The following is a 24,900-nucleotide window of genomic DNA, read 5'->3' as shown; positions in this document are numbered from 1 at the left end:
TGGAGAGCAGGCGATTGAGTTCATCCGGCGTCAGGCGCGAAAGCGCGGCGTCGAGTCCGGCGCGCGCGGCGAGATCGCGCAGCGCCTCGGCCTGGCGCTGCGCCTCGTCCGCGCGTTTTTGTGCGAGGTAATCGGGAAGCAGTCGTTCAATGCGCGCCTGCCGTCCGCTCGCCACCGCGTCTTCGGTCGCGTGCGCCAGCGCCGGCAGGACGTGTCCACCGTGGAATTCACGGCGCAGATAGGCCTCAGCCGGATGCTCGTCGATGAAGCGCGCGAGCGCCTGGGCGTCGCCAGGCACCTTCAGGCGCGTGGCGTGTTCGCGCAGCAGTGCGAGCCCGAGCACCAGGCGGATGGCGAGGTAGTCCACCAGATCGGCCGGATAGCGCTGGTTCCAGTGGTAATTCTTGGCGGCCGAACGCCAGCGGATGTAGCCCGCCCAGCCATGCAGGCGGGTCAGCGAACGGGTGAAATATTCCACCCAGGCGTCCTCGGGCACGCGCAGCTCGTTCATCGCGTAATTGATGATGCCTTCCGGCGTGTCGTCCTGCGCCAGGATATGCTGGATGTGCAGCCCGCGGATGAACAGCCGTAGGTTGCGCCGCGCCAGCGCGCTCCAGGCCGCGAACAGACCGTGTTCGCGGCCTGGCATCTGCCACACCGACTGGCCTTCGTCGAAGAATTCGAGGCAGCTCTTGATCACCAGTTCGTCTAGCGTCGCGCCGATGCTCGTGCCGAATAGTTCGTCGACGCCGATGTAGACCGGGCATTCGGGCGGCAGCGCGGATTTGACCCGCGCGGCGAGTGCGGCGATGTCGACGGCATGGGCCGGCAGCGGCGCGCCAGTCATGGCGGCGTGAATGTCGCTTGCGTCAGCGAGCGTGGCGTGCGCCGTGACGGGGGTCGTGGTAGTGGTGAGCAGTGTCATCAGCAGCCGGTGCCAGTCGATCCCTGCGAATGCGGATTCGCCAGCCAGGAAGCGATCAACCTGTCCCGCGAGCGTGCCCGCATCGACCGCGCCCTGGGCAAGATACCGTTGATACAGCGCGCGCGGCAGATAGCCGCGTGCGTGGAACAGTTGCTCGCCTTCCTGCACGGCCTCCGGGAAGGGCAGGTGTTCTAGGCCGTAGAGCGGGTTATGGTGGATGAAGGCGCGCATTGGCCAGAAGAACGGGATCGGCTCCCCGGCCACGTGTACCATGGCACGGATGCGCAGGCGGTGCCCGAGCGCGGGACTCACAGACCGCCTCCGGTGAACAGCAGACCGACTGCCGCGAAAACTGCGAGCGCGGCGGTGTACATGAGCATGCTGCTCCGCGCGAGGTCGGGGGCGGCGATCTCGCGGCCGCTGCCGGCGACGAAGCCCTGCAATATGCGCGTCGCGGCCCACCCCCAGATCAGCCAGACGCCGAGCACGCCGAGCGCGGCAGCGCCGGCGAGTCCGCGCAATAGATGCAGCAGGGCGAAAAAGCCGGGAAAAGGCGGTGTGGCCACGGCGCTCAACACCACGGCCGTCAGCGCCACTGCTAGGCGTGGCTGTCGCTCCACGACACCCGTGAACAGGCCGGCGTAAGCGGCACCGAGATGCCGCGCGAGCGGACCGGTCAGCAGCGCCTGCAGCGCTGCCGGCAGGCTGAACCAGAACACGAACAGATGCAGTTCGGTGATGTCTACACCGCGAGCGACGAGCACCCAGGTCAGTGCGAGCGCGGAACTGGCGAGGAAGCCCGCCCACAACACGAGATCACGCACTGTGAGCAGGCGCAACGCGTAGAAAGCGGCGCTCAGCAGCGCCCAGGTCACGACGAAGTCGGGGATCTGCGGCTGCAACGCGTGTAGCAGCGCCACGCCGAGCTGCGGCCAGGCGAGCAGCAGCGTCGCGCGCGCAACCGGTGCGCGCAGCCGCGCAAGAATCAGGTTCTGCACCGCACTTAGCGGGAACAGCGGCAGGAACAGCGCGACGAGCGTCAGCTTCACACCCACCTCGACCACACATTCAGTCGTTGCGACAGACCGAGCACCGTCTGGGTCAGCCAGGCGTAGAGGTCGGCCACATAGAACTCGCGCGAGATCAGCGAGTAGAACGCGAGTCGCAGCGCCGAGGGGCGGACATCCTCATTGTCGCTCTTGGCGTTTGTGTAGTAGGCGGCGAGCCAGCCCGCAACGATTGCGACGGTGAGAATACCGACCAGGATCTCGAAGGTGGCGAGCGGGATGCCGGCCGCGGCGAAGATGCGCTCGCTCAACGTGCGGTCCGGATACAGAAACAGACTGAAGGCGTGCGCGATCATCGTGTAGCCAGCCACCACGACGACCAGAGACAAAATGATCATGACCATCGTCCGCCACGGGCTCTCGGCGCGCAGCCGGTAGGTCGCAAACAGCAGTTGCGCTCCGGTGACCCACCCGAAGAACAGCAGGATGACCGCGCCCTGCTGGCCGACGAAATTGCCGCCCACGAGCCAATGCGACAGACCGAGCACCGCCACCGGCACCACTACGGTGATGATCGCGGCCGCTAGCCACGGCAGGCGCGAGGCGATCGGCCGGCGTTCCACCACGAAAATGTAAACGTCGTCGTGAGGAACGCCGTCGTGTTTGCGCGCGTCGCCGATCACGCCGCCCGCGCTCAGGAACAGCGTGCCCTTGAACAGACCGTGTGCGATCAGATGGTAAATGGCCAGCGAGAAGGCACCAACGCCGCATTCGACGAACATGAAGCCCATCTGACCCATAGTCGAATAACCCAAGGCCTTCTTGATGTCGTTCTGCGTCAGCATCAGGACCGAACCGAGGATGGCGGTGACCAGGCCGACCGCGAACACCAGATGCAGCACATCGCCCGCGTGCACGAACACCGGCGCGAAGCGATTCATGATGAAGCCACCGGCATTGACGATGCCAGCGTGCATCAACGCCGACACCGGCGTCGGACCTTCCATGGTGTAGGGCAGCCACGTGTACAGCGGGAACTGCGCGGAACGCGCGAAACCCGCGAGTGCGATCAGTAGACCCACCGTCGTCAAGAGCGGCAGGCCGAAGGCGGTGTGGGTGCAGGGCGCCGCGGCGATGCGTTCGAACAGCAACGGCAGAGACAGTGTGTGGTAGGTATGAACCAACAGCACCGCGGCGAGAATCAGCGGCAGGTCTCCGAGGCGGTAGGTGAAGAACGTCCAGAAAGCGTAGCGCTGCGCGGCCGCGCGCCGTGTGTCGTGACCTAGCAGGAAATACAGCAGCACCCCGATCAGATGCCAGGCCACCAGCAGCGTGATCAGATCGCCCGCGGTCACCATGAGCAGGATGGCCGCGGCCATCAGGTCCAGCAGAAGATAAAAGCGGGTGTAGCCGGATTCCTCCGCCATGTAGCGCGCGGAATAGACGTGCACGACCAGGCTGATGCCGGCGACGGCGAGCGTCATGATGCAGGAGAGCGGATCGAGATACAGGCTGCCCCACTTGGCGCCGAGCCATACCTGCGTCGGCTGCGGGTCATGGAGATACAGCGCGAGCGCAATGGTGGCGAGCAGCAGCGTGAGGCTGGAGAATCCGATGCTGACATGCGCCACGCGGCGACGCCCGCCGGCGAGCAGCGCAATGATCACGGCCGAGAGCAAGGGTACGGCCGGAAGCAGGATGGTCAGTTTATCCATCTCGTCAAATTCCCTCGATTCCGGTCAGCGCCGCAGTGCCGCAAGAAATCAGGATTCGCCGCAGGCAATGCTGCATGGCCTGGGTACGGAATGCCGAGTCTGCGGACGCGTGCATTTGCACGCGTGGAGCTTCGTCGAATGAGGCCGAACGATAGGCGGTGCGAGCGCTGGCAGGAAATAGAAATTCGCGATTGCTCCGATCTACGCACGTCTATACGTGCATCGGGTATCGATCGGAACAGGTGCAGTCTCTCTTTTCTCTGATTTCGTCTGGATGATTCAACCGCGGCAGCGCAGAGAAAATCCTGCGAAGATTCAACGCCGAGAACCTCCGCGTCTCCGCGTCTTTGTAATGCAAACTCATGATCCAGACGTTCCCTAGGAACGCGGTTCACACACCGTGTCTTACGGGCGGTACGTGAAGATCTATAGGTCGCATTTCAAAAATCTATTTCTCCATGCATCGGTCGACGTTTATTGTCTGCGCCACAATAGAGCCCGGTGTCGCGCAGGCGACGACACAGGTGGGACGACGCGAGTGTGGTGGCGCCGAGAGTTATGAGCCGGTGGAGAGTGAATCTGAAATTTACCGGGCTATGAAACGGTTCAACTTAAAATTTATTGCAGGAGCGAACATGGCTGAGAAAACCTACCAAGCAGGCGTCAAAGAATACCGCAAGACCTACTGGACACCGGACTACGTGCCGCTCGACACCGACCTGTTGGCGTGCTTCAAGGTTGTCGCACAGTCCGGCGTGCCGCCGGAAGAAGCGGCGGCCGCGGTCGCGGCCGAGTCGTCCACCGGCACCTGGACCACAGTGTGGACCGACCTGCTGACTGACCTCGATTACTACAAGGGTCGCGCCTACCGTATCGAACCGGTGCCCGGCGATTCGAGCGCCTTCTATGCCTTCGTGGCCTATCCCATCGACCTGTTCGAGGAAGGCTCGGTGGTGAATGTACTGACCTCGCTCGTCGGCAATGTGTTCGGCTTCAAGGCGATCCGCAGCCTGCGTCTCGAGGACATTCGCTTCCCGATCGCCTACGTCAAAACCTGCGGCGGCCCGCCGAATGGCATCCAGGTCGAGCGCGACCGCCTCAACAAGTACGGCCGCCCAATGCTCGGCTGCACCATCAAGCCGAAGCTCGGTCTGTCAGCCAAGAACTACGGCCGCGCCGTGTACGAATGCCTGCGCGGTGGCCTCGATTTCACCAAGGATGACGAAAACATCAACTCGCAGCCGTTTATGCGCTGGCGCCATCGCTTTGAGTTCGTGATGGAGGCCGTGCACAAGGCCGAGGCCGAGACCGGAGAGCGCAAGGGCCACTATCTCAACGTCACCGCGCCCACGTGCGAGGACATGCTGGAACGTGCCGAGTTTGCGAAGAGCCTGGGCGCGCCCATCATCATGCACGATTTCCTGACCGGCGGCTTCACGGCCAACACTTCGCTGGCCAACTGGTGCCGCAGAAACGGCGTGCTGCTGCACATCCACCGCGCGATGCACGCGGTGCTTGACCGCAACCCGTACCACGGCATCCACTTCCGCGTACTGACCAAGTGTTTGCGTCTCTCGGGCGGCGACCATCTGCACTCCGGTACCGTCGTAGGAAAACTCGAAGGCGACCGCGAGGCGACCATCGGCTGGATCGATCTGATGCGCGAGTCGTTCGTGCCGGAGAGCCGCGGCCGCGGCATCTTCTTCGATCAGGATTGGGGTTCCATGCCGGGCGTGATACCGGTGGCCTCCGGCGGCATCCATGTGTGGCACATGCCCGCCCTGGTCGCAATCTTCGGCGACGACTCCTGCTTGCAGTTCGGCGGCGGCACGCTCGGCCATCCGTGGGGCAACGCCGCGGGTGCGGCGGCCAACCGCGTCGCCGTCGAGGCCTGTGTCGAGGCGCGCAATCAGGGTCATGCCGTCGAGCGCGAAGGACGCGAGATCCTGACCGAGGCGGCGCAATCGAGCCCTGAGCTCAAGATCGCCATGGAAACGTGGAAGGAGATCAAGTTTGAGTTTGACACTGTCGACAAGCTCGACGTGCAGAAGCGCTGACCGCAGTCATTCACTGAACATACTTTGAAGGAGTCACGACCATGCCGGAAGTTCAACCATACAAGGCCACAGAACGCAGGGGAGAGACCTTTTCCTATCTGCCGCCGCTGTCGCCGGACAAGATCCGCAGGCAGATCCAGTACCTCGTGAGCCAGGGCTGGAACCCGTCGATCGAGCACACGGAGCCGGAGAAGACGTTCTCGCACTACTGGTACATGTGGAAGCTGCCGTTCTTCGGCGAGACCTCGGTCGAGAAGATCCTGGCCGAAATCGAGGCCTGCCATCGTGCCAACCCGGGCCACCACGTGCGACTCGTCGGATACGACAACTACACGCAGAGCATGGGTACGGCGTTCATCGTCTACCGCGCCGGTGGCCGCTAAAGGAAGGCGGAATGCAGCACGCACTGACGCAGGACGACGCGTGCGTGGCGTTGAATGTGATGTGATTGATTGAGGATGACTGTATGAACACGTCTACAGCGATCATGGCTGAGGGCGGGCGCGACGCTTCGCGAGCGCGCCGTGCGCAGCTTGCGCAGGGCAAGGCTGCGTTGCCGCCTCCGAGCGAGCGCCGGCGTACAGGCGAGCGCAGTGCCAGTGTGATATCCGAGCCGAACTTTGAGCCCGCAGCGACGCCCACCGTGCAGGCGCCCGTGGTGGTGAGCGCAATACCGGCTCCAGCGGCGTTCACGCCGGCGCCTGCCGCATCCGCGCCTAGCCGCGGCGTCTCCGGCCGTGATTTGTCGCGTACGCGGCGCCAGGCGATGGCGCAGGGCAAGACCGCTGTGCGCCAGCTGATGGGTTCCACACCCGCGGTCTCTGCGGCCCCGAGCGCCGCGCCCGCGTCTAGTGCAGTCAGCGGCGCAGTCGGTGTGAGTAGTGGTGCATCGCAGGCGGTGCCCGCGGGCGGTTTCACGCGCACGGCCGCGCAGGCGATGCGCGCCGCGCAGGCACGCTATGGTCGCGGCGATCAGCCGGCGGCGCGTCCGAGCGCGCACGTGCGCAAAGCGAGTCAGCTCAATTACGCACCCAAGGTCACGACCAGCGAGACCTACGCAGGCGGCAAGGTGACCGGCGTGCGCATCGGTCGCGGGATGAACGTAACGGGCGACGAGCGCGGTTCATCCCTCCAGGTGACCGGCTCGCAGTACATCGGCAAGGAGACCGGTTTTCAGCCGCGCGAGGGCGGGATCAAAGTGGGCGCTTCGCGCACAACCGGCGGCCTTATGGTCACGGGCACACAAGTGCGCAGCAAGGTCTCCATCACCGGTGACGAATACGGCAGCGGCGTGCGCATCACCGGCGAAGCCGATCAGGCGCTCTCTGACGATCTCCTCGATCGTCGCGAGTCCGGTGTGTACGCGAGCATGCAGTTCCAGCGTCAGCACAACCCGCACGGTCACACCGTGTTCGGCACCAACCTCGATCGCTCGGCTAAGGCCGTGGGATCGCGCGAGCGCAGCCGCGAACGTGCACTGGAATTCACCGACGGTGGTCTGCCGATCTCCGGCGCCGCCGTGGGTCGCAGCGTGAACGTGACCGGCGACGAGTCTGGCTCGTGCCGGCCCATTACGGGCGACCAGTACCTCATGCCGGCAGCGCGCCAGCCGCTGTGCGAAACCGACAATAACGCCGCGAGCGCAGGCCGAGCGTTCATGCGCAACGGGCGCTGCGATCCGGTCACCGGCGCCAAGGTGGTGGAGTCCGAAACCTGGACGCGCCAATGCATCACCGGCGTCGACGTGGAGCACTACGATCACGTCACCGGCGATGAATACGGCGTGTGCAGCTTCGTCACCGGCACACCCTACGTCGGCCCGAGTCAGTACGACGCGGCGTGCCCGGGCGGCGCGCCGACGATGCCGCAACCGACCGCGGGCAACCACGTCACTGGCGACACCCCGCGCAACGTGCGGCAGGTCACGGGCACGCAGCGCGGCGGCGAGCGGCAGATCACCGGCACACCGTATTTTCGCGCCGATGTCGACGAAGGCCCCGAAGCGGAAAAGCTGCAACGCATCGAGAATATCAGCGGACGGTTTACCGTGCGCTCGCCGCAGCGCGAGGGCCAGGGGCGCGCCGGCGCCGGCGCCGGCCCGGTGGAGGCACCGACGGCCGAGTCCCGCATTACCGGAACCTTCACGGCGGGCGAGGGCAAGATCACCGGCAATCAGGAATTCCATTTCCAGCCGCGCCCGAAGGGCGAGCGCAGCACGGACAAGTCGCGCATCACCGGCGAGGGCCGCATCGAGGGGCCGGCCATCACCGGTGGCGCCTGGCACAGCAAGTCCAACATCACCGGGACCGAGGGCTACATCGCCGCCGAGCGCAATCCAAGCGAGCGCTCGGGTAAACCGCATGCCTTCGCCAGCTCGGGGCTGTTCAAGGGCAAGGGTGAGCACCGCACGCCGACGCATCACGTCACGGGCATGGTCGGCTGGTCGCCGAAGACCGCGGCCCGCGTCACGCTCTCGGGCGGTTCACAGGGCTGAGGACGGATAGAGGAGCGATCACGTGATTTCGTCAACGCGCACACGGCGTCCGCATGCCGGCTGGACTTACAGTCCCACCGCGTATGACGCTGCGCCAGCGCTGACCGATCCGTATCTCGTGATGTTTGGACAGACGCCGGTGGCCACCGGCAGCGTCGCGCCGGCCGGCGCCCACCCGCTGTACGATGCGGTGCACAATCGCCGCTTGCTCGAGCGCGAAAGCGAAATCACGGCGGCGTTCGCGGCCATCGAGCCCGCGCTGAAGGAAGCCGCGGCGCTTCAATACGAGAATGGGGCGGCTGATCGTATCCAGCAGCTCGTGCGTGCTCGTCTTGGTTTCGAGTTGCCAGCCTTCTGTCTGCGATCGAGCTGGGTGAAGCCGCTCAACATGCGTGGCTTGTACGCCTACAGCGTGTTCCAGACCTTCCGCCAGCTCGCTGATCGCAACTTCGACCGTAGCTATGCCGACCTCTCGGAAGGCGAGCCAGCGGACGAGGTAATTCGCAAGTGGGGTTTTCACGCAATCGACATCACGCCCTGCGCCGACGGACGATTGAGCGGCGTGGTGGATTATATCCTGCGCGTTCCGCCAGCGGTGGTCGTGCACCGCAAATCCTTCGCCGGCAGCATATTCGACGTCGAGGAGAGCGTACGCTGCTGGGAGCAGATCGAGCTGCGCCGGCACCGCGAGGGCTGGCCGAACGCCGCCAGCGCGCCTACGCGCTATCTCAAGATCGGCGTATTTCACTTCAGCAGTTCGCACCCAAACCACGAGGGATGCGCGGCGCACGGCAGCGACGAGCGCAAGGCTGCGCAGGCGCTGCTCGAGCGCCTGAGCGACTTCGCGCGCGCGATCGAGAACAGCCACTGCTGCGGCGCCTCGGTCGCGACATTGCTCGTCGGCGTCGATACCGATACGGATGCGATCAAGGTGCACGTGCCGGACGCGCGCGGAGAGACCAGTCTGACGCGCTATATCGACAACCGGATGCTGTTCGAGCGCACCGCGAACCTCGCGCGCGACGAGGCCAAGGAGGCGATTCGGCTCGCCGTCGCCGAGTGCGCGGACGTGTCGCCGGACGATGCGGTGACCGAGGGCATGCGCTGGTTCTGCGCCTATCTCCTCAAGAAAAACATGGCACAGATCGACTACGTGCGCGCCTATCACGACGGCTGCTACGCGGACCTCGGTCACACCGAGCGCTTCATCACCGTCGGCGACAGCTTCGACGACGTGCAGATGCGCAATCTTGCCTACCAGGCACAGATGGAAACGATCGAGGAGGGGGCGGCCGACATGGATGTGGGCATCAAGATTTTCCGGAAGGTGAACATGGCGCACGACCTGCCCATCCCGGCTTTCATCTATTTCCGCTACGACGGACGGGTGCCGGGCGCGCGCGATCGCGCGCTGGCGCGCTGCCGACGGCTCACTAGCGCGATCGAGGTACGCTACCCGGAACTTGTGCGCGAGGGCTGGCTTTATACGTATGGGACGGTCAAAAACCTTGTGCCGGGCAGCAAGCTCGAGGATATCGACGTGCTGGCGGCGCCGGATGGTCGGCGGCAAGTCTGCGGTTGCAACAAATCGGAGTCAGAGCAATGAAGATCTGTCAGGTTGAAAAGACGCTGGTCGCGACCGCGCGTATCGGCCAGCTCGGCAACCGGCGGTTGCTGGTGGTCAAGGAGCGTGGCAGCAGCGGCAAGCAAGTGGCGGTCGACCCGGTGGGCTGCAAGCCCGGCGACTGGGTCATCGTAGTCGGCAGCTCTGCCGCGCGCACCGCCGCCGGAAGCAATGATTACCCGAGCGATTTCACCATCGTCGGTATCATCGATTATTGGGAAGAGACGGAAAAGGAGATGAAGCAGTAATGGAGATACATCGCGTCGTTCGCGACCTGGTGACGACCAAACGCAATTTCTGGTTGGCGGCGAAACCGCTGCGCGTGGTCGAGGACTACAAGGGCGACCTGAGCGTCGCCGTGGATCCGATCGGCTGCAAGCCGGGCGACTTTGTCATCACGATCACGATCTCGGCGGCGCGCATTGCCGCCGGGAATCCGATGATCACCACCGACATGACGATCGGCGGGATCATCGATCACTGGAGCGAGGAAGAGTGGCGCTCTTGACCAGGGCAGGCCGGAGAGCCGTTTTGTGGATTGTTCAACTATTGATTGAGATGACAGGAGACTGAATATGGCAAACGAAAAAATGGGTATTGCCCTGGGCATGATCGAGACCCGCGGTCTGGTGCCGGCGATTGAAGCCGCCGACGCCATGACCAAGGCCTCGGAAGTGCGCCTGATCGGCCGGCAATTCGTGGGCGGCGGCTACGTCACCGTGTTGGTGCGCGGCGAGACCGGCGCGGTCAATGCCGCGGTGCGCGCCGGCGCCGACGCCTGCGAACGCGTGGGCGATGGGCTGGCGGCCGCGCACATCATTGCGCGTCCGCATGCGGAAGTGGAAGGCGTCCTGCCGACCAGCCCGACGGTCTGATTCACCGACGGTCTATTTAGAGACAGGAGCAGCATCATGGCAAACGAAAAAATGGGTATTGCCCTGGGCATGATCGAGACCCGCGGTCTGGTGCCGGCGATTGAAGCCGCCGACGCCATGACCAAGGCCTCGGAAGTGCGCCTGATCGGCCGGCAATTCGTGGGCGGCGGCTACGTCACCGTGTTGGTGCGCGGCGAGACCGGCGCGGTCAATGCCGCGGTGCGCGCCGGCGCCGACGCCTGCGAACGCGTGGGCGATGGGCTGGCGGCCGCGCACATCATTGCGCGTCCGCATGCGGAAGTGGAAGGCGTCCTGCCGACCAGCCTGGATGGCGGTGGCGGTGGTCGCGACAGTGATGTCAGCAAATCGTAGGCCATGAACGGTGCCGTTTCACGGACGTGAAGGCCATGTCCGGGCATCCGCACATCATCGCCTATCTGCAGCGGGCCGTGGGCCACGAGTTCAGCGCTGCCCAGCAGTTTACGTTGCAGGCGGTGCAGGCGGAACACCTGGGGCTCGGATTGTTCGTCGATGAACTGCGCGCCGGCGCCGTCGATGAACTGCGCCATGCCGAGGCGTTTGGTCGCCGCCTGCACGAGATCGGTGCCGGATCGCCGTCCGTGCAAGCGGCCGCGCGTCCGGTCGGGCGCACGCTGGCGGAGTTGCTGCGCTTCGGTCTGGCGACGGAAGCCGACGCCATGCGGCTCTACGCCGAGGCGCTGCGGTTCTGCGAGCGTGTGAGGGACGCTGGGAATGCCGAGTTGTTCGCGCGTATTCATCGTGACGAGGTGCAGCACTACCAGGAATTGGAGCGCCGGCTGCGGGAGCACGGCGTGGAGATGAAGCATCATTAGGTTGGAGCCGTTGCCGCCAGCCTGCTGACGGAGGTGCGCATGTCGGAGAGCTCGAAGACCGTGGACGGCTGGACTCGCAACGAGCGCCCGGCCAACCTGTACCGGCGGTTCGCCTTCAATGACTACGCCGGCACGCGGGATTTTTTAGACCGGCTGGCGGCGCTGTCCAAGGAGACTGATCGCTATCCGGACATCAGTTTCGGAAAAACCTACGCCAACGTCACCATCCATGCGGATGACGGCAAGACGCTGACGTCGGACGATTTCGATTTTGCGCGTCGCGTGAACGCGTTCGTGTCGGTGGGCGGAGGATGAGTTCCCGCGTCTTCGCGGTCGCCAACCAGAAAGGCGGTGTCGGTAAGACCACGCTGGCCGTGAATCTCGCCGCTGGGCTCGCGCGCCGCGGGTCATGTGTAGTACTCGATGCGGACCCGCAGGGATCGGCCTCGAGCTGGGTGCGTTTCGCGACGACGCCATCGAACCCGGTGGTGCCGGTGATCGAGGTGATGGCCGGAGTGCACGAGACCGTGGAGGCCGTGCGCGACGAGTACCGGTATCTGGTGATCGACTGCCCGCCCTCGACGGATTCGCCGCGCGTGGCGCAGGCGCTGGGTTGCGTCGACTGTCTGCTGATTCCGGTTTTGCCTTCACCAATGGATCTGTGGGCCAGCACACGTATCGAGGACATGGTGAAGGCGGCGCGCTCGGGCAATCCCGGACTGCGCGCCTTTCTGGTGCTGAACCAGATGGAGGCGCGCAACGCCATGGCCCGTGGCATGGAAGAGGTGTTTCGCGAGTTTACGGTGCCGGCGCTGCGCAGCGGTCTTGCGCGACGGGCGATATACCGCACGGCGGCACTCGAGGGGCGCAGTGTGTATGACCTCGGCTCGCGCGGTGAATCCGCCGCGAAAGAAATCGAATCGGTGATTGCGGAGGTACTGGCGGCATGAGCAAGAAGATCGGATCGAAGCTGGCGGAAAGTCTGAGGCAGAGGCGTTCCCATCCTCCGGGCGAAGCGCTGCGTCCGGAATTGACACAGCCCCTGTCGTCGCCGCCCGCGCGCAAGGCACCGGTTTCCGGCGAACAGCCCGTGCAACAGGTTGCGCAGGAGCCGCCCGCGAGTAACGGGGTTCTCCATCCGTCGCGGATCTGGCCCGACTGATACCGGATCCGCCAACGTTCTTCGCCGTCGCCGACCGTCACATGAAAAACACCACTCTTCGCCAGCTCACCGTGTTTCTGACTGCCGCACGCCATCTGCACTTCACGCGTGCAGCTCAAGAGCTGGGCATGACGCAGCCGTCGGTTTCCATACAGATCCGGCAGCTCGAAGAGAATCTCGGTGTTGCGCTGTTCGAGCAGATCGGCAAGCGAACCTTTCTCACCGAAGCGGGCCAGGAGATCTATCGCTACGGCCAAAGGATCCGTCAGCAGCTGGCCGAAGCCGAGACCGTCCTGGAACGCCTCAAAGGCGCGCAAGGCGGGCAGCTGCGCCTCGCCATCGGTCGAACCGCCAAATACTTCATCCCGCGGCTGATCGCCGCATTTACACTGACGCATCCGGACATCGCGATTGATCTGCACATCACTGGCCGCGATGGATTGCTGGCCCAGCTGGAAAACAACGAGCGCGACATGGTAGTGATGGGTTCGGTGCCCGAGGACGATACCTTGGACGCACAGCCGTTCCTGGAGGATCCGCTTGTTGTGATTGCCCCACCGGGTCATCCACTGGCCGGCAAATCCAAGATACCGCCGGCCGAGCTTAGCACGGAGCGGTTCCTGATGCGTGAATCCAGATCGGATACGCGCGAGGTGACTGATGATTTCTTCCGGCGGCAGGGAATCGAGCCTCGGACCACCATGATCATCAACAGCAACGAGGCGATCAAGCAGAGTGTGCAGGCCGGTATCGGTATCGCGTTGGTGCCGACCCAGAGCGTGGTGCTGGAGCTCGAAGTCGGGCGTCTGGTGAGGCTCGATCTGGATGCACTGGCGCCGCAGCGTGTGTGGTATCTGGTTAACCGTCGCGAAAAGCGCTTCTCCGCGGTCGCCGAGGCGTTCCGGAATTTCGTGTTGGATAAGGAACGGCAATGCATCGAAGCCTGCATGCAGCGCAGTTCGCCTCGCGATATCCACGGTCTCACCCAGCAGATACAACAAGGCTAACCGATGCCGGCGAGCCTCGAATCCAGTCAGGCCCCGGCGTGTGTCCGGGAGGGTCGTACATGACGAGTCCGTCGCTTCCTGTCGTCAACGTGGCGGTCGCCGTGGCGCAGCGTGCCGACGGCTGTGTCCTGCTTGCCGAACGCCCGAAGGGAAAGGTCTCGGGCGGTTTCTGGGAATTTCCCGGCGGCAAATTCGAGATCGCCGAAGATGCCAGGCGTACGCTCGCGCGGGAACTGCATGAGGAAGTCGGGATCGAGTTCGATACCGCCTACCCGTGGATGACCTATGACCATGCTTACGACGACAAGGTCGTGCGACTGCATGTGTTTCGCGTGCTGTCGTGGCGCGGCACGCCGTACGGCCGCGAGGGCCAACGCATCGCGTGGGAGGACCCGGCGGCCGTTACGGTGGCGCCGTTACTCCCGGCCAACAAGCGCGTCTTGGATGCGCTCAACCTGCCACCGGTGTATGTCATCACCCAAGCCAGCAAGTACGGGGTGTCGGCCTTCATGCCGCGACTGACGGCCGCGCTTCAATCCGGCGTGCGACTGATACAGGTGCGCGAACCCCGGATGACGTCCGAGCAGCTCGCGCAGTTTGCGCGTCGTGTCGTCGCGTTTTCCCGTCGCTACCAGGCACGTGTGCTGGTGAACGGTGACGTTGCCGCTGCCCTGCGCGCGGGTGCCGACGGGGTGCATCTGCCGGCAGAGCAACTCATGCGCCTGTCCGCGCCACCGGCGATCGGCTTCTGGGCGGCCTCGTGTCACCGTCCCGAAGAGTTGGCGCAGGCGACACGCCTGCACGCCAATTTTGTTGTGGTGTCCCAGATATTGCCAACCGCCAGTCATCCGGGCCGCCGCGGTCTGGGCTGGGACCAATTCGCCGTATTGACGCGCAATTGTCCATTACCCGTTTACGCCCTGGGCGGAATGCACTTGGATCTGCTGGAGACGGCTATGCACCACGGCGCACATGGCATCGCCCTGCAGAGCGAGGTCTGGTAACCAGGGCCGGTACTCTGCATGAGAAACGAGACGGCAAGCCGTGTACACATTTCCCGGCAGCCACGCGCTAAATGCGCCTGCAGCGATGGCAAAGTGTATTGCGCACCGATTGGGTCGCTGGTATCGCTCAGGTGCTGCCAACACATCGGTTAAGAGGATTGGCTATTAGCGAGGAACCCATCAATGTCTGATAAAAGCGATTCTTTCCACAAACCGCAGTTTCCCTCGGCCCCCGGTCAGGCCAATAAAGCCCCCACCGTCGAGGATGCTCTTGCCGCGGCGCAGGAACTGAAACCCATGATCGGTGTCGTTCGCCGCATGGCGCGTGAACGCCGCGCTGCCATTGCTCAGCGGGGCAAATTGGCATTGCCGACTGAGGAACAATAGATCGATTGCGCATCCTGCTCACCATCGGTGGAAGTATCGATCACCGGTCGGAGATGGAGTGGCATTTGTGAGCCACGGAGGGGCCGGCGAGTTTTGATTTCAATGTAACAGAACGGGAGTCGGGTATGGCAAGTGATAAAATGGGCATTGCATTGGGTATGATCCAGACTTGCGGTCTGGTGCCGGCGATTGAAGCCTCCGATGCCATGACCAAGGCCTCGGAGGTGCGGTTGAACGGCCGGCAGCTCGTCGGCGGCTATGTTACGGTTCTGGTGCGTGGCAAAACCGGCACGGCAATCCGCGCCGGGCACGCCAGCGGCCGACCTGCCCCCTCGCGTCTTGTCCCGTGCGCGATATGCGCACCAGAACGGTTGGTCGCCATCCGCGAGCCTCTATCGTACCTGGAACGGCCCTTACCGCGAGCGCATGTGGCCGGATTGATTCGTGAAGTACACCACCCGGTGACAGCTCACTTTCTTCATGACCGTCGCGCAACATTTTCACTTTACACACGCGGGGGAGGTGCCCGGTACTACTTAGCTTTCGATCTCATTGCAGATCGAGCAGCCCGTGGACCATCTCGGCGTAGCGTTGTTCGAGCAGATTGGCCAGCGCATCTGCCTCCTCGACATGGCGATTGTCTCGCCGCAAAGCGTCACGATCGAGCGCGAGGCCGGACGGCTCACGGTTCTCGATGTTGCCTCGATGTCTTTGCAATGCACCCGGCACCTCGTTCATCGACTGGAGAAGCGCTTTTCCTGCGTGACCGAGGTGTTCTGGAGCTTTGTACTGCAGAAGCTCCGTTGCCACATGGCGGGCGTGGCGAGCGATCCCTCGCCACCGGGGCAGCGGCGTCACACCGTCAACTAGACCGGAAGCGCACCGCCCATGCCGCTCGTTGATGCGAGAGACCTGTTCGAGCACGCCGGCAGCCACGGCTACGCCGTGTGTGCCTTCGACCTGGCGGGCCTCGATTTCCTGGCCGCGGCGGTGACCGCTGCCGAGAATTGCCGGGCACCTGCGATCCTGGGTGTGGCGGAACCGCACCTCGACCATCTTGCTGCTGAATATTTCTTGCCGGCGGTCGAAGCGGCGGCGCGCTGCGCCTCGGTTCCGGTGGCGATTCAATTCACCCGCGCGGCCTCGGTCGCCGCCGCGGCGCGCGCGATCGGTCTCGGGTGCAACGGCGTGGCGCTGAACGGATTAGGGCGCACGCCCGAGGAGCATATCGCCCGGACCCGCACGGTGGTCGAAATGGCGCGCGGCCGCGGCGTGCCTGTGGAGGGAGGGCTGAACGCAATCGTGCACCTTCCGGGCGAGCTGCCCGCCTCGCTCGACGCCGTCCGCCGGTACGTCGAGTGTACCGGTGTTGATATCCTGGCGGTTGCAGACGCCTCGCCGGTTCCGCGGGCAAGACTGGATTTCGCGCGGCTCGAAAAAATCCGCAGCGTGACGGCGCTATCGCTGACCGTGGACGCCGTCCGGGACTTCACCGACGCCGAGTATCGGCGACTGGTCGAGTGCGGTGTCGCCAAGATCCACCACTACGCCGGTCTGTCGCGCGCCGCCGGCGAGTGCCTGCGGCGCAATGTGCGCGCCACTCCGCGCAACGGCTACCTGCGCCTGACGAAAGGCGTGCAACAGGCACTCGGCGCGGAAGTCGAGCGCTGTTTGCGGCTGTCGGGTTCGGTCTGGCGCGCGCCGGAGGCTCAGGCGCACTGCCGGCCATGGGGGACCTGTGGAGCATTGCATCCTGTATAACGTCGCGCCCGGTGGGGACGAAAGCGAGCGCGCGGCGCGGGCCACGATGGCCGACGGCCGCCGACTTCTCGGTGCGATCCCGGGCATGCGCACCGTGTTCACCGGGCGCGCCGTGCGCCCGGACGCCCGATACCGATACTGCTGGCTGGTGCGCTTCGGCCATCCGGCCGTCATCGAAAGCTATCGCGATCATCCCGACCACGCTGCGTTCACCGACGGTCATTTTCGCCGGCTCACGCCCGACTGGCTGAGCCCCGACTTCGAGGGAGTGCCGTGACGGGCGCCGAGCCGCTCGTGAACGTTGCACTGGCTGTGGTGCAGCGCGGCGACGGTCGTGTGCCGCTCGCCGATCGCTCGCGCGGCAAGATTGCGGGCGGCTACTCGCAGCTGCCGGGCGGCAGTTTCAATGCCCTCGAGAAGTCGGAGTGGGTGCTCGCGCGAAAGCTGCACGAGGGGATCGATTTCAAGCTTGATCGCACGCATCCGTGGATCACCTGCGAGCACGAATACTTCAACAAACGCGTGCGGCTGCGATCCTTCGGCGTCACCGTATGGCGCGGCGCCACGTGCGGGAGCGAAGGCCGGCGCGTATCCTGGGAAGACCCCGAGGCGGCGACGATCGCGCCGTTCCTGCCGGCAAATGCCTTGGTGCTTGAGGTTCTGCCCGATTCTGCGGCTTGGGAAGCGATGCGCGACTGGCTTGCGTGCGAGGCGGGCCGCAGCGGCGCTAACGGAAACATTGGCGTCGCAATCCTATGAGCGTATTGCTGCTGTTCCGCGCCATGAGCGATCTGACGCGCGCCTGCCGTGAGGCGAGCGAGATTCTCGCGATTCAATATTGCTCCCGGAAGCATGACGAAAGCGACGCGGAGGTGCTCGGGACATGGATTGAACCGAGTATGGTGCAAGAGTTTCCCGTTGCGCGGACCAGCCGTGACCAGTCTGGCGCACGCTGGACGTTTCCCGTGGGCGAGTCCGCCGGCGTCCCATACGTCTGGATGATGCGCTGGCTCGACGTTGCGGATGGCACCGGCTGTGACGATGTGCGGAATTTCATCGTGCAGGCGCTGATGGAAAATTCCATGCCAAACGGTGCGGTCAGCGTGTCTGGCCAGTTTGCGCCGGTGTTTGCAGCGAATACAGTGGCGGAGGCGCTACAGGACAAAATGCGGTGCCTGCGCGAACGATTCCCCGATGGCCTCTCGCTGCCTCTGTTCCAGGGCCCGGTCACGGGGCGATTGTTGTGGTTCCAGGGAGGCGGGGCCGACGGATGACGCGTACCGACGTGTTTGTATCAGGTGCCACCTGGCCGGCAGTTTTGCATCGAAGAGATGGTGACCGATTTCGTTGCCACCAACAGCCACTGGCGCATTGCAGTGTGCTGCACCGAATTCACGACCCTTGCGGAGTGATGCGATGACAACGTCCCTTATCGGCGTGGTGATGGGTAGCAGCAGCGACTGGAAAGTCATGCAACATACAGTCGCCGTGCTCAAGGACTTCGGTGTGCCGCACGAGGCGCGCGTCGTGTCCGCCCACCGCACCCCCGACCTTCTCTATAAATACGCAGAGGACGCGCCCGGCCGCGGGCTGCACTGCATCATTGCCGGCGCCGGTGGCGCTGCGCACCTGCCGGGCATGCTCGCGGCCAAAACCGCGTTGCCAGTGCTAGGCGTGCCCGTGACCTCACGCGCCCTGAAGGGCCTGGATTCGCTGCTGTCCATCGTGCAGATGCCGAAGGGGATCCCGGTCGCGACCTTCGCTGTAGGCGAAGCCGGTGCGGCCAACGCCGCGCTTTTCGCCGTGGCTATGCTCGCACACCACGACGCGCGGCTTGCCGGTAAGCTCGCCGATTTCCGCCGCCGCCAGACCGCCAAGGCGCGCGCCATGAGGCTGCCGAAATGATCCTGCCCGGCGCCACCCTCGGCGTGGTCGGCGGCGGCCAGCTCGGGCGCATGTTCGCGATCGCCGCCCAGCGCATGGGCTATCGAGTTGCAGTACTTGATCCGGACCCGGACAGCCCGGCCGGACGCTTGGCCGAGTTCCACCTCGAGGCGGATTACGCCGACCGGCAAGCGCTCGACGAGCTCGCGCGCCTGTGCGCCGCCGTGACCGTCGAATTCGAGAACGTGCCGGCAGAGAGTCTTGAACGTCTCGCGCGCACCCGACCGGTGCGCCCTGGGGCCGCGGCGGTTGCCATCGCCCAGGACCGCATCCGCGAGAAGCGCTTTCTCGCGGAGTGCGGTCTTACCGGTGTGCCGTTCTCGGTCGTGCGCGACCGCAGCGAACTTGCCGTCGCGCTCGCGCGCCTCGGTGGCTCCGCCGTGCTCAAGCGCGCCCGCTTGGGTTACGACGGCAAGGGCCAGGTGCGGGTGCGCAGCTTTGCCGAGGCGCTTGCCGCCTTCGAGGGTTTCGGTGGTGAGCCCTGCGTGCTGGAGAAGCTGTGCGCACTTCAGACGGAGATCTCGGTCGTTCTGGCGCGCGGTGCGGACGGTGCCACCGTTGTCTATCCCGCGATCGAAAACCGCCATCGGCGTGGGATTCTCGACACCAGCTTAATCCCGGCGCGCGCGCCGCGGGCCGTAACGCGCGCAGCCGTGGACGCGACCGTGCGTATCGCTGGCGCGCTCGACTACGTCGGCGTGCTGGCAGTCGAGTTTTTCGTGTCGAACGGCAGGTTACTTGTCAACGAGATCGCGCCGCGCCCGCACAACAGCGGTCACGTCACCCTCGATGCCTGCGTTAGCTCCCAGTTCGAGCAGCAGGTGCGCGCGCTCTGCGGATTGCCGCTCGGCGACCCAGCGCTTTTGTGCCCGGCGGTGATGACCAATCTGCTCGGCGACCTCTGGGCTCTAGGCGCGCCGCGCTGGGAGGCGATCCTGCGAGAACCGCGCGCCAAGCTCCATTTGTACGGCAAGCGCGCGGCGCGCCCCGGACGAAAGATGGGGCACTTTACCTGCCTTGGCGACACGCGCGATGAGGCCAGCGCCCGGGCCGTGAAGGTCTGGCGGATCCTGGTGCGCAAGGCGAAGGCGCCGCGCCGGTCGCGGCCGGTGCAGCACGCGGCAGCGCGCGGGTGACGGCGCCGTGCAGCGGCTGACTTTTACCCGCCCCGACGACTGGCACGTGCACCTGCGCGATGATGCGGTGCTGCGCGCAGTGCTCCCTGACACGGCCCGGCGCTTCGCACGCGCCATAGTCATGCCCAATCTCGACCCGCCGGTGCGCACGGTGGATGAGGCGCGCGCCTACCGCGAGCGTATCCTAGCCATTTTACCCGCCGGCCTGTCCTTCGAGCCGCTCATGACGCTCTATCTCACCGACCACACCGCGCCGGCCGAGATCGCGAAGACGAAAGCGAGTAGTTTCGTGCACGCGATCAAGTACTACCCGGCCGGGGCCACCACAAACTCCGAAAGCGGCGTCACCGACCTCGAGCGCGTGTACTCGGTGTTCGCCGAGATGGAAAGACTCGACCTGCCGCTGCTGCTGCATGGCGAGGTAAACGATCCCGGCGTGGACGTCTTTGACCGCGAGGCGGTGTTCGTGGAGCGTCATCTCGCGCCTCTCGTGCGCTTATTCCCCAAGCTTCGCATGGTGCTCGAGCACGTAACGACGAAAGAGGGTGTGGCCTTCGTCGAGCAGGCCGGTCCGAACGTGGCGGCCACGATCACCGCGCACCACTTGCTGTTAAACCGCAACAACCTGTTCGTCGGTGGCCTGCGCCAGCACCTCTATTGCCTGCCGGTGTTGAAGCGTGAGGTGCACCGCCGAGCGCTCGTCGCCGCGGCCACGGGCGGCAACCCGAAGTTCTTCCTCGGTACCGATAGCGCGCCGCACGGCCGGCGCGCCAAGGAATCTGCCTGTGGCTGCGCGGGGATTTACACGGCGCACGCCGCACTCGAATTGTACGCCGAGACCTTCGAGCGCGCCGGCGCGCTCGACAAGCTGGAAGCGTTCGCGAGTTTTCATGGGCCGGATTTCTACCGCCTGCCGCGCAACCGCGACACCGTGACGCTGGTTAAAGAATCCTGGCACGCCCCCGCGGAAATTCCGCTCGGTGACGATTCGCTGGTACCTCTGCGCGCGGGCGAAACGGTGTCTTGGCGAATGACCACAGGCGCCCCTTAGTGCCTCTCTCAAGGATAGTGGCAACCGATCGCCTTCAGGCGAAGAGAGTTCGGCGAAATGGCCGCGGTGTAGGCGGCCATAAGTTAGACGACAGACAAACCTTGAACTTCCCCCGCTTCCGTGGAAACCGGACTAAGCAACTTTCATGGTCGCCTCGAACTTAGCCTGTGAACGGAAGCCAAAGGTCGAATGACGACGTTGCGGATTGTTCAAGCCAACAACACAGCGCCCATGTTACCGAGTCGCGGATAGTTTTTCACACGTGGCATCCGTGGCACGGGTGCTCGCTGATCATTCTGGGCACGTTCATCGAAAGCGAGCGAATTGGTGTACGTGAAATCGAGACAAGGTCACCAAAATTGAGATGGGTCATCGTTCCGTGAAAATATGGGTCAAACGATCATGCAATTCAACACATGTCGACCAATTTGACGATATGTCCTATCGGACATATCACTAGCAACGCGCATGGAAGCTAAAGACAAGCCGTTGGTGTGACTCCACGGCGGGGTCAAGACGCCGCGCTTCTCCCAAGCCGCTCGGATTGAGGCAGCGGCTCCTGCTGCGGCGGTTGCAGGAAGGCGAGAATCTTGGTTTGCCGCACTCGCAGCCGATGACGTCCATTGACCCGAGGTGTCACGAGCTTCGTATCAATGACCAGCGTGTCACGTGGCGGATAGTCGTAATGTCCAAATACAGCACCGGAAGAATTCACGCCGCTTTTCGGTAGTAATAATTGAGCATCCCGCCAAGGCGTTGCCGCTGGCTGACGGAACCTTGGGGCCGGGGAGGGGCAGCCGTAACGGGTTTCAGCAGCCGGTTCCCCATCCCTTGATGATTACGTTCAACATGATAATGGGCCATATACTCTCGGACAGCATGCCGAAGCGACCCTGCACCCAAGAAGATTATTCGGTTGAGGCATTCCTCCTTGATCGAGCCCACGAACCGCTCCGCGAAAGCATTCAGATTCGGTGAACGCGGCGGCAGGCGAATAATCTCGATGCCGTGGTCCTGGAGCGGACAGCGAAAGGCCGCGGAATACTTGGCGTCGCGGTCGAGAAGGAGGTGGCACATGCGGCGAAGGAACCCATCCACTGCATCGGTAAGGTTACGTGCCACGTGCATCATCCAAGGCTCATTCGGATTCGTCGTGATGCCCGCGATAGGTACGGCACGGGTGGCGAGTTCGATGACGAGCAGGACAGGGAAGGTAACGAGTCCCCCCAATGTCATCACCTCGACCGTCAGGAAATTGGCGGCAGCCAGACCTTCCCAATGGGCCTTGAGGAAGGTCGACCAGGCAGTGCGCTTGCCACGTTCCGGTGCCGGTTCGATGCCGTGTTCTTTCAGGATGTTGGCGATTGTCCGCGTCCTGCCTCATGCCCCAGATTGGCAAGCGCCCCTTGGATTCGGGTGTAGCCCCAGGAGGGGTTGTCCTGCGCCCTCCGCAAAATGAGGTCGGCGAGCTCGCTCATCACACGCGGCCGTCCTGGACCACGCCGATGACTAGTGTCCCCCTTACGGGCCACGAGCTCCCGATACCCGCGCAGGAGGCTATCGGGGGTAACGAGGGTTTCGAGTTCACGCAGCGCCTGGTATCCCAAGACCCGCGCTTTCCTCGCCAGTCGCCGTCTTTCCGCATCGGTGAAGCGAATTCGCCGACCACCCAGGCGTTTTTTAAGCAGGCGATTTTCTTGCCGTGAAGATACTCGATCACCTCCTGCTGGTGTCGGTTCATCCAACCCGCGAACATCAGGAGCAGCCGTTGTAAGGGCGAAGCCAACAGGGCCGCGATGATAGCGAGCGCATCATTAATGCGCGCTGTTGAGATTTACGTTTGACACGTTGTAGTATCGTTCGGGATTTTGGACAGTACGGGAGTCCATACACGTTGAAAATCCTCAAGACCTCGCTGATTGGCTAAACAGCGAGCTTACCACCCACATTGCCAATACTGTGCTCAACCACCGGTACGTTTCGGCCTCGAGCGATGCGCGGCCGATTCGATGCGCGTGCGCAGGTCTTCGGGCGCATAGAATACGAAAGCTCGGCCACGCTTGCGCTGTTCGAGGAGATTGAAGTGCGCAAGGTGCAACAGGTCGGTGCGCGCAGTCTGTAGCGTAATACGGTGCGAGCGGCGGTGGCTTTCCACGGTGTAGCCGTGCCCAGCGTGTTTGAGCGCATGGCTCAGGATCGCCACCTGGCGATGGTTAAGCTGGTCGGCAAGCCCTGGCGCATGTCGCAGCAGGCGTTCGGCCGAGCGTTGATCGGCGGTTTTACGGGCGAGGTAGTCGTACAACGCCTCGATGGCGCGCTCTATGACCGACAACTGGTGGATAATGAAATAGGTCGTGTCGTTGTTGTCGGTTTCGCTATGCAGATAGGCGCGTCCATATTGCGCCGGCGCCGGCTTGATGAGCCGTGAGATCGACACGTATTCCATGAGCCAATAACCAGAGCGTGCCAGGCTCCAATAAAAGAGTGCGCGCGCCGTCCGACCGTTGCCGTCCACGAACGGGTGATCGTACGCTAGCATGTAGTGCAGCAGAATAGCGCGGATCACTGGGTGGACAAACGGCTCGCCGTCCGTTTCGTTGGCGAAAGCGCAGAGCCGCTTCAGCCTCTGCGGTAAACTTGCCGCCTCGGGCGGGTCATGCAACACCACCGAATACTGCGCATCCATGACCCGGATCTTTTCGTTCTCGCGGCGCAACCGGCCGGCGGCCGAGGCATCGTCGAGCGCTCCCTCGCTCACCATGCGATGCATGCCAAGCACCATCTCTGGATTCAGAGGTTCATCGCGCAACTCGCGGATATGCTCCATGACCCGGAAGTTGTTGAGAATCATGCGTTCGCTGCGGTCACGTGGTTTGCGTCCGCTGCGCAGCATGGCCTTAGCCTCTTCGCGCGTGGTGGCCGCACCCTCAAGCTGGCTCGATGTGATTGCTTCCTCGATCAACGAACTGACCAGATAACGGTCACGGTCTTCGCCGGAAACGATCGATTTGCCCATGGCCACCAGCCCGCCAACGCGCCGGTCGATGTCGTGCAACGCGCGCAACACCGGATCGAGCATACCGAAAAGAACTGGATGCTCGTGCTTGTCCTGAAACGGCAGCTGCTTCAGGAGCCCCTGCCGGGCAATCTTGATGCCGGCCCACCAAGCCTCATGGGAAAGACCCTGCGGCGCTGTGCGGTGGCGCAGTTCATCCCAATGAAAATACCGGCCTGCGACCAGGGGGCCAAGCTGGAGGCCCAGCACCCGGGGCAATTCCTTCGGCCCGAGTCTGGGCAGTAGCTCTGACAAAGGTGGTGGCGACAAGGACATTTTCATGCCGATTCCGGACCTGCTAGTTCTGTCATGATTAGCATCATGTTGGCAGTATAGCCTACAACTGCTAATTGTTGTAAAAATAGCAGTACATTAGCCTGTCCCTGGCGCATTCCAATTCATGTCGCCACCGGTACGTGATAATAAAAACTCAGCCATGACGGACCCCCGCCGAAAGAAGAATCAGGCCGGTACTGGCCTGCCAACCCGCGCCGCACGACATCCTTGCCGATCGGGATGCCCAAGGTGCTGGAGATGATAAACGCGCTCCTCAGGCAACCGAATCGAGGATTGCGCTGCTTGATCTCAACGATAACGCGAATTAATGCCGTGGAAGGCCCCTGCGGCCCTGGTTGCGCACAATGCCGGGATGAAAACAGCCGGCGATATTTACGCTCAATCAGCACCGGGTGGAATCGAAGCAGGGTAGAGGGCCTGATGACCACCGCGGCCCGAAGCAGTCGGCGCGGCATGAGGAAGAGCGAGAGCTATTTCAGTAAAATCCGGTCAGCCGGCGACAATGCCGGTGTCCGATGTCGAGAACGGTTGATCACAAGCAACGG

The 24,900-nt window shown here is 63.7% G+C and carries 29 protein-coding genes and 1 pseudogene; 24 read left to right on the top strand and 6 right to left on the bottom strand.

Features of this window, described 5'->3' with window-relative positions; translation table 11 throughout:
- From ACYDAT_RS12525 to ACYDAT_RS12515, 3 genes are all read right to left on the bottom strand, one after another.
- Nucleotides 1–1,237 (bottom strand): putative inorganic carbon transporter subunit DabA (locus tag ACYDAT_RS12525; protein ID WP_461450486.1); only part of this gene is annotated, 1,237 nt, incomplete at its 3' end.
- Entirely contained in the window at nucleotides 1,234–1,974 is a 741-nt protein-coding gene (locus ACYDAT_RS12520; protein WP_461450484.1) for a hypothetical protein, read from the bottom strand. The genes ACYDAT_RS12520 and ACYDAT_RS12525, both read right to left, overlap by 4 nt.
- Entirely contained in the window at nucleotides 1,971–3,647 is a 1,677-nt protein-coding gene (locus ACYDAT_RS12515) for an NADH-quinone oxidoreductase subunit 5 family protein (RefSeq protein WP_461450482.1), read from the bottom strand. Before ACYDAT_RS12515 ends, ACYDAT_RS12520 begins: the two co-directional genes overlap by 4 nt.
- A 635-nt stretch (nucleotides 3,648–4,282) precedes the next feature.
- Between ACYDAT_RS12515 and ACYDAT_RS12510 the strand changes: the two genes are divergently transcribed.
- The 24 genes and pseudogenes from ACYDAT_RS12510 to pyrC all read left to right on the top strand — a co-directional run bounded on the left by ACYDAT_RS12510 (nucleotide 4,283) and on the right by pyrC (nucleotide 21,003).
- Nucleotides 4,283–5,704, top strand: coding sequence for a form I ribulose bisphosphate carboxylase large subunit (locus tag ACYDAT_RS12510; protein ID WP_461450480.1), 1,422 nt, complete (start codon nucleotides 4,283–4,285; stop codon nucleotides 5,702–5,704).
- A gap of 41 nt (nucleotides 5,705–5,745) precedes the next feature.
- Nucleotides 5,746–6,087 carry a ribulose bisphosphate carboxylase small subunit gene (locus ACYDAT_RS12505; protein WP_461450478.1) on the top strand — a complete coding sequence of 114 codons (342 nt, stop codon included), beginning with the start codon at nucleotides 5,746–5,748 and terminating at the stop codon, nucleotides 6,085–6,087.
- A gap of 83 nt (nucleotides 6,088–6,170) precedes the next feature.
- The gene (locus ACYDAT_RS12500; RefSeq protein ID WP_461450476.1) at nucleotides 6,171–8,198 is read left to right on the top strand and encodes a CsoS2 family carboxysome shell protein; all 2,028 of its coding nucleotides are present in this window, start codon (nucleotides 6,171–6,173) and stop codon (nucleotides 8,196–8,198) included.
- A 139-nt stretch (nucleotides 8,199–8,337) separates the two neighbouring features.
- A complete protein-coding gene (locus ACYDAT_RS12495; protein ID WP_461450474.1) occupies nucleotides 8,338–9,804 on the top strand; it encodes a carboxysome shell carbonic anhydrase in 1,467 nt (488 codons plus the stop codon).
- Nucleotides 9,801–10,070 (top strand): carboxysome peptide A, encoded by a 270-nt coding sequence (locus ACYDAT_RS12490; RefSeq protein ID WP_461450472.1) that lies wholly within the window; start codon nucleotides 9,801–9,803, stop codon nucleotides 10,068–10,070. Before ACYDAT_RS12495 ends, ACYDAT_RS12490 begins: the two co-directional genes overlap by 4 nt.
- Nucleotides 10,070–10,330 carry a carboxysome peptide B gene (locus tag ACYDAT_RS12485; protein WP_461450470.1) on the top strand — a complete coding sequence of 87 codons (261 nt, stop codon included), beginning with the start codon at nucleotides 10,070–10,072 and terminating at the stop codon, nucleotides 10,328–10,330. The genes ACYDAT_RS12490 and ACYDAT_RS12485 overlap by 1 nt, the downstream gene beginning before the upstream one ends.
- A 67-nt stretch (nucleotides 10,331–10,397) precedes the next feature.
- Nucleotides 10,398–10,697, top strand: a complete 300-nt coding sequence (locus ACYDAT_RS12480) for a BMC domain-containing protein (protein ID WP_461450468.1) — start codon at nucleotides 10,398–10,400, stop codon at nucleotides 10,695–10,697.
- Nucleotides 10,698–10,733: 36 nt separating this feature from the next.
- Complete coding sequence (locus tag ACYDAT_RS12475) at nucleotides 10,734–11,069, top strand: BMC domain-containing protein (protein ID WP_461450466.1); 336 nt, start codon at nucleotides 10,734–10,736, stop codon at nucleotides 11,067–11,069.
- Between the two features lie 35 nt (nucleotides 11,070–11,104).
- Nucleotides 11,105–11,551 carry a ferritin-like domain-containing protein gene (locus ACYDAT_RS12470; protein WP_461450464.1) on the top strand — a complete coding sequence of 149 codons (447 nt, stop codon included), beginning with the start codon at nucleotides 11,105–11,107 and terminating at the stop codon, nucleotides 11,549–11,551.
- 33 nt (nucleotides 11,552–11,584) lie between these two features.
- Complete coding sequence (locus ACYDAT_RS12465; protein WP_461450462.1) at nucleotides 11,585–11,866, top strand: 4a-hydroxytetrahydrobiopterin dehydratase; 282 nt, start codon at nucleotides 11,585–11,587, stop codon at nucleotides 11,864–11,866.
- Nucleotides 11,863–12,501, top strand: coding sequence for a ParA family partition ATPase (gene parA / locus ACYDAT_RS12460; protein ID WP_461450460.1), 639 nt, complete (start codon nucleotides 11,863–11,865; stop codon nucleotides 12,499–12,501). Before ACYDAT_RS12465 ends, parA begins: the two co-directional genes overlap by 4 nt.
- Nucleotides 12,498–12,713 carry a hypothetical protein gene (locus ACYDAT_RS12455; protein WP_461450458.1) on the top strand — a complete coding sequence of 72 codons (216 nt, stop codon included), beginning with the start codon at nucleotides 12,498–12,500 and terminating at the stop codon, nucleotides 12,711–12,713. Before parA ends, ACYDAT_RS12455 begins: the two co-directional genes overlap by 4 nt.
- Before the next feature lie 41 nt (nucleotides 12,714–12,754).
- Nucleotides 12,755–13,720 (top strand): LysR family transcriptional regulator, encoded by a 966-nt coding sequence (locus tag ACYDAT_RS12450; protein ID WP_461450456.1) that lies wholly within the window; start codon nucleotides 12,755–12,757, stop codon nucleotides 13,718–13,720.
- Nucleotides 13,721–13,779: 59 nt separating this feature from the next.
- A complete protein-coding gene (locus ACYDAT_RS12445) occupies nucleotides 13,780–14,724 on the top strand; it encodes a Nudix family hydrolase (protein WP_461450454.1) in 945 nt (314 codons plus the stop codon).
- A gap of 183 nt (nucleotides 14,725–14,907) precedes the next feature.
- Nucleotides 14,908–15,111 (top strand): hypothetical protein, encoded by a 204-nt coding sequence (locus ACYDAT_RS12440; RefSeq protein WP_461450453.1) that lies wholly within the window; start codon nucleotides 14,908–14,910, stop codon nucleotides 15,109–15,111.
- Between the two features lie 125 nt (nucleotides 15,112–15,236).
- Nucleotides 15,237–15,407: pseudogene (locus tag ACYDAT_RS12435) on the top strand (BMC domain-containing protein); the annotation flags it as partial.
- A gap of 274 nt (nucleotides 15,408–15,681) precedes the next feature.
- The gene (locus ACYDAT_RS12430; RefSeq protein WP_461450489.1) at nucleotides 15,682–15,981 is read left to right on the top strand and encodes a hypothetical protein; all 300 of its coding nucleotides are present in this window, start codon (nucleotides 15,682–15,684) and stop codon (nucleotides 15,979–15,981) included.
- Nucleotides 15,982–15,999: 18 nt separating this feature from the next.
- Nucleotides 16,000–16,872 (top strand): class II fructose-bisphosphate aldolase, encoded by an 873-nt coding sequence (locus ACYDAT_RS12425; protein WP_461450451.1) that lies wholly within the window; start codon nucleotides 16,000–16,002, stop codon nucleotides 16,870–16,872.
- Nucleotides 16,850–17,149, top strand: a complete 300-nt coding sequence (locus ACYDAT_RS12420; protein WP_461450449.1) for a Dabb family protein — start codon at nucleotides 16,850–16,852, stop codon at nucleotides 17,147–17,149. Before ACYDAT_RS12425 ends, ACYDAT_RS12420 begins: the two co-directional genes overlap by 23 nt.
- Nucleotides 17,146–17,631: a hypothetical protein gene (locus tag ACYDAT_RS12415; RefSeq protein ID WP_461450447.1), complete on the top strand. Its 486-nt coding sequence runs from the start codon at nucleotides 17,146–17,148 to the stop codon at nucleotides 17,629–17,631. The genes ACYDAT_RS12420 and ACYDAT_RS12415 overlap by 4 nt, the downstream gene beginning before the upstream one ends.
- Nucleotides 17,628–18,146 carry a hypothetical protein gene (locus ACYDAT_RS12410; protein WP_461450445.1) on the top strand — a complete coding sequence of 173 codons (519 nt, stop codon included), beginning with the start codon at nucleotides 17,628–17,630 and terminating at the stop codon, nucleotides 18,144–18,146. Before ACYDAT_RS12415 ends, ACYDAT_RS12410 begins: the two co-directional genes overlap by 4 nt.
- A gap of 142 nt (nucleotides 18,147–18,288) precedes the next feature.
- Nucleotides 18,289–18,777 carry a 5-(carboxyamino)imidazole ribonucleotide mutase gene (purE, locus tag ACYDAT_RS12405; RefSeq protein WP_461450443.1) on the top strand — a complete coding sequence of 163 codons (489 nt, stop codon included), beginning with the start codon at nucleotides 18,289–18,291 and terminating at the stop codon, nucleotides 18,775–18,777.
- Complete coding sequence (locus ACYDAT_RS12400; RefSeq protein ID WP_461450441.1) at nucleotides 18,774–19,952, top strand: 5-(carboxyamino)imidazole ribonucleotide synthase; 1,179 nt, start codon at nucleotides 18,774–18,776, stop codon at nucleotides 19,950–19,952. The genes purE and ACYDAT_RS12400 overlap by 4 nt, the downstream gene beginning before the upstream one ends.
- 7 nt (nucleotides 19,953–19,959) lie before the next feature.
- Entirely contained in the window at nucleotides 19,960–21,003 is a 1,044-nt protein-coding gene (gene pyrC / locus ACYDAT_RS12395) for a dihydroorotase (protein WP_461450439.1), read from the top strand.
- Between the two features lie 711 nt (nucleotides 21,004–21,714).
- On the opposite strand, the gene ACYDAT_RS12390 is transcribed toward pyrC, so the two are convergent.
- The 3 genes from ACYDAT_RS12390 to ACYDAT_RS12380 all read right to left on the bottom strand — a co-directional run bounded on the left by ACYDAT_RS12390 (nucleotide 21,715) and on the right by ACYDAT_RS12380 (nucleotide 24,744).
- Entirely contained in the window at nucleotides 21,715–22,239 is a 525-nt protein-coding gene (locus tag ACYDAT_RS12390) for an integrase core domain-containing protein (protein ID WP_461450487.1), read from the bottom strand.
- 727 nt (nucleotides 22,240–22,966) lie between these two features.
- A complete protein-coding gene (locus tag ACYDAT_RS12385; RefSeq protein ID WP_461450437.1) occupies nucleotides 22,967–24,340 on the bottom strand; it encodes a Fic family protein in 1,374 nt (457 codons plus the stop codon).
- 116 nt (nucleotides 24,341–24,456) lie between these two features.
- Nucleotides 24,457–24,744: a hypothetical protein gene (locus ACYDAT_RS12380; protein WP_461450435.1), complete on the bottom strand. Its 288-nt coding sequence runs from the start codon at nucleotides 24,742–24,744 to the stop codon at nucleotides 24,457–24,459.
- Nucleotides 24,745–24,900 lie beyond the last annotated feature (156 nt).

The sequence above is a fragment of the Metallibacterium sp. genome, from assembly GCF_054637675.1.
Note: the sequence above shows the minus strand (reverse complement) of the source record. Positions and strands in the feature narration are given on the sequence as shown.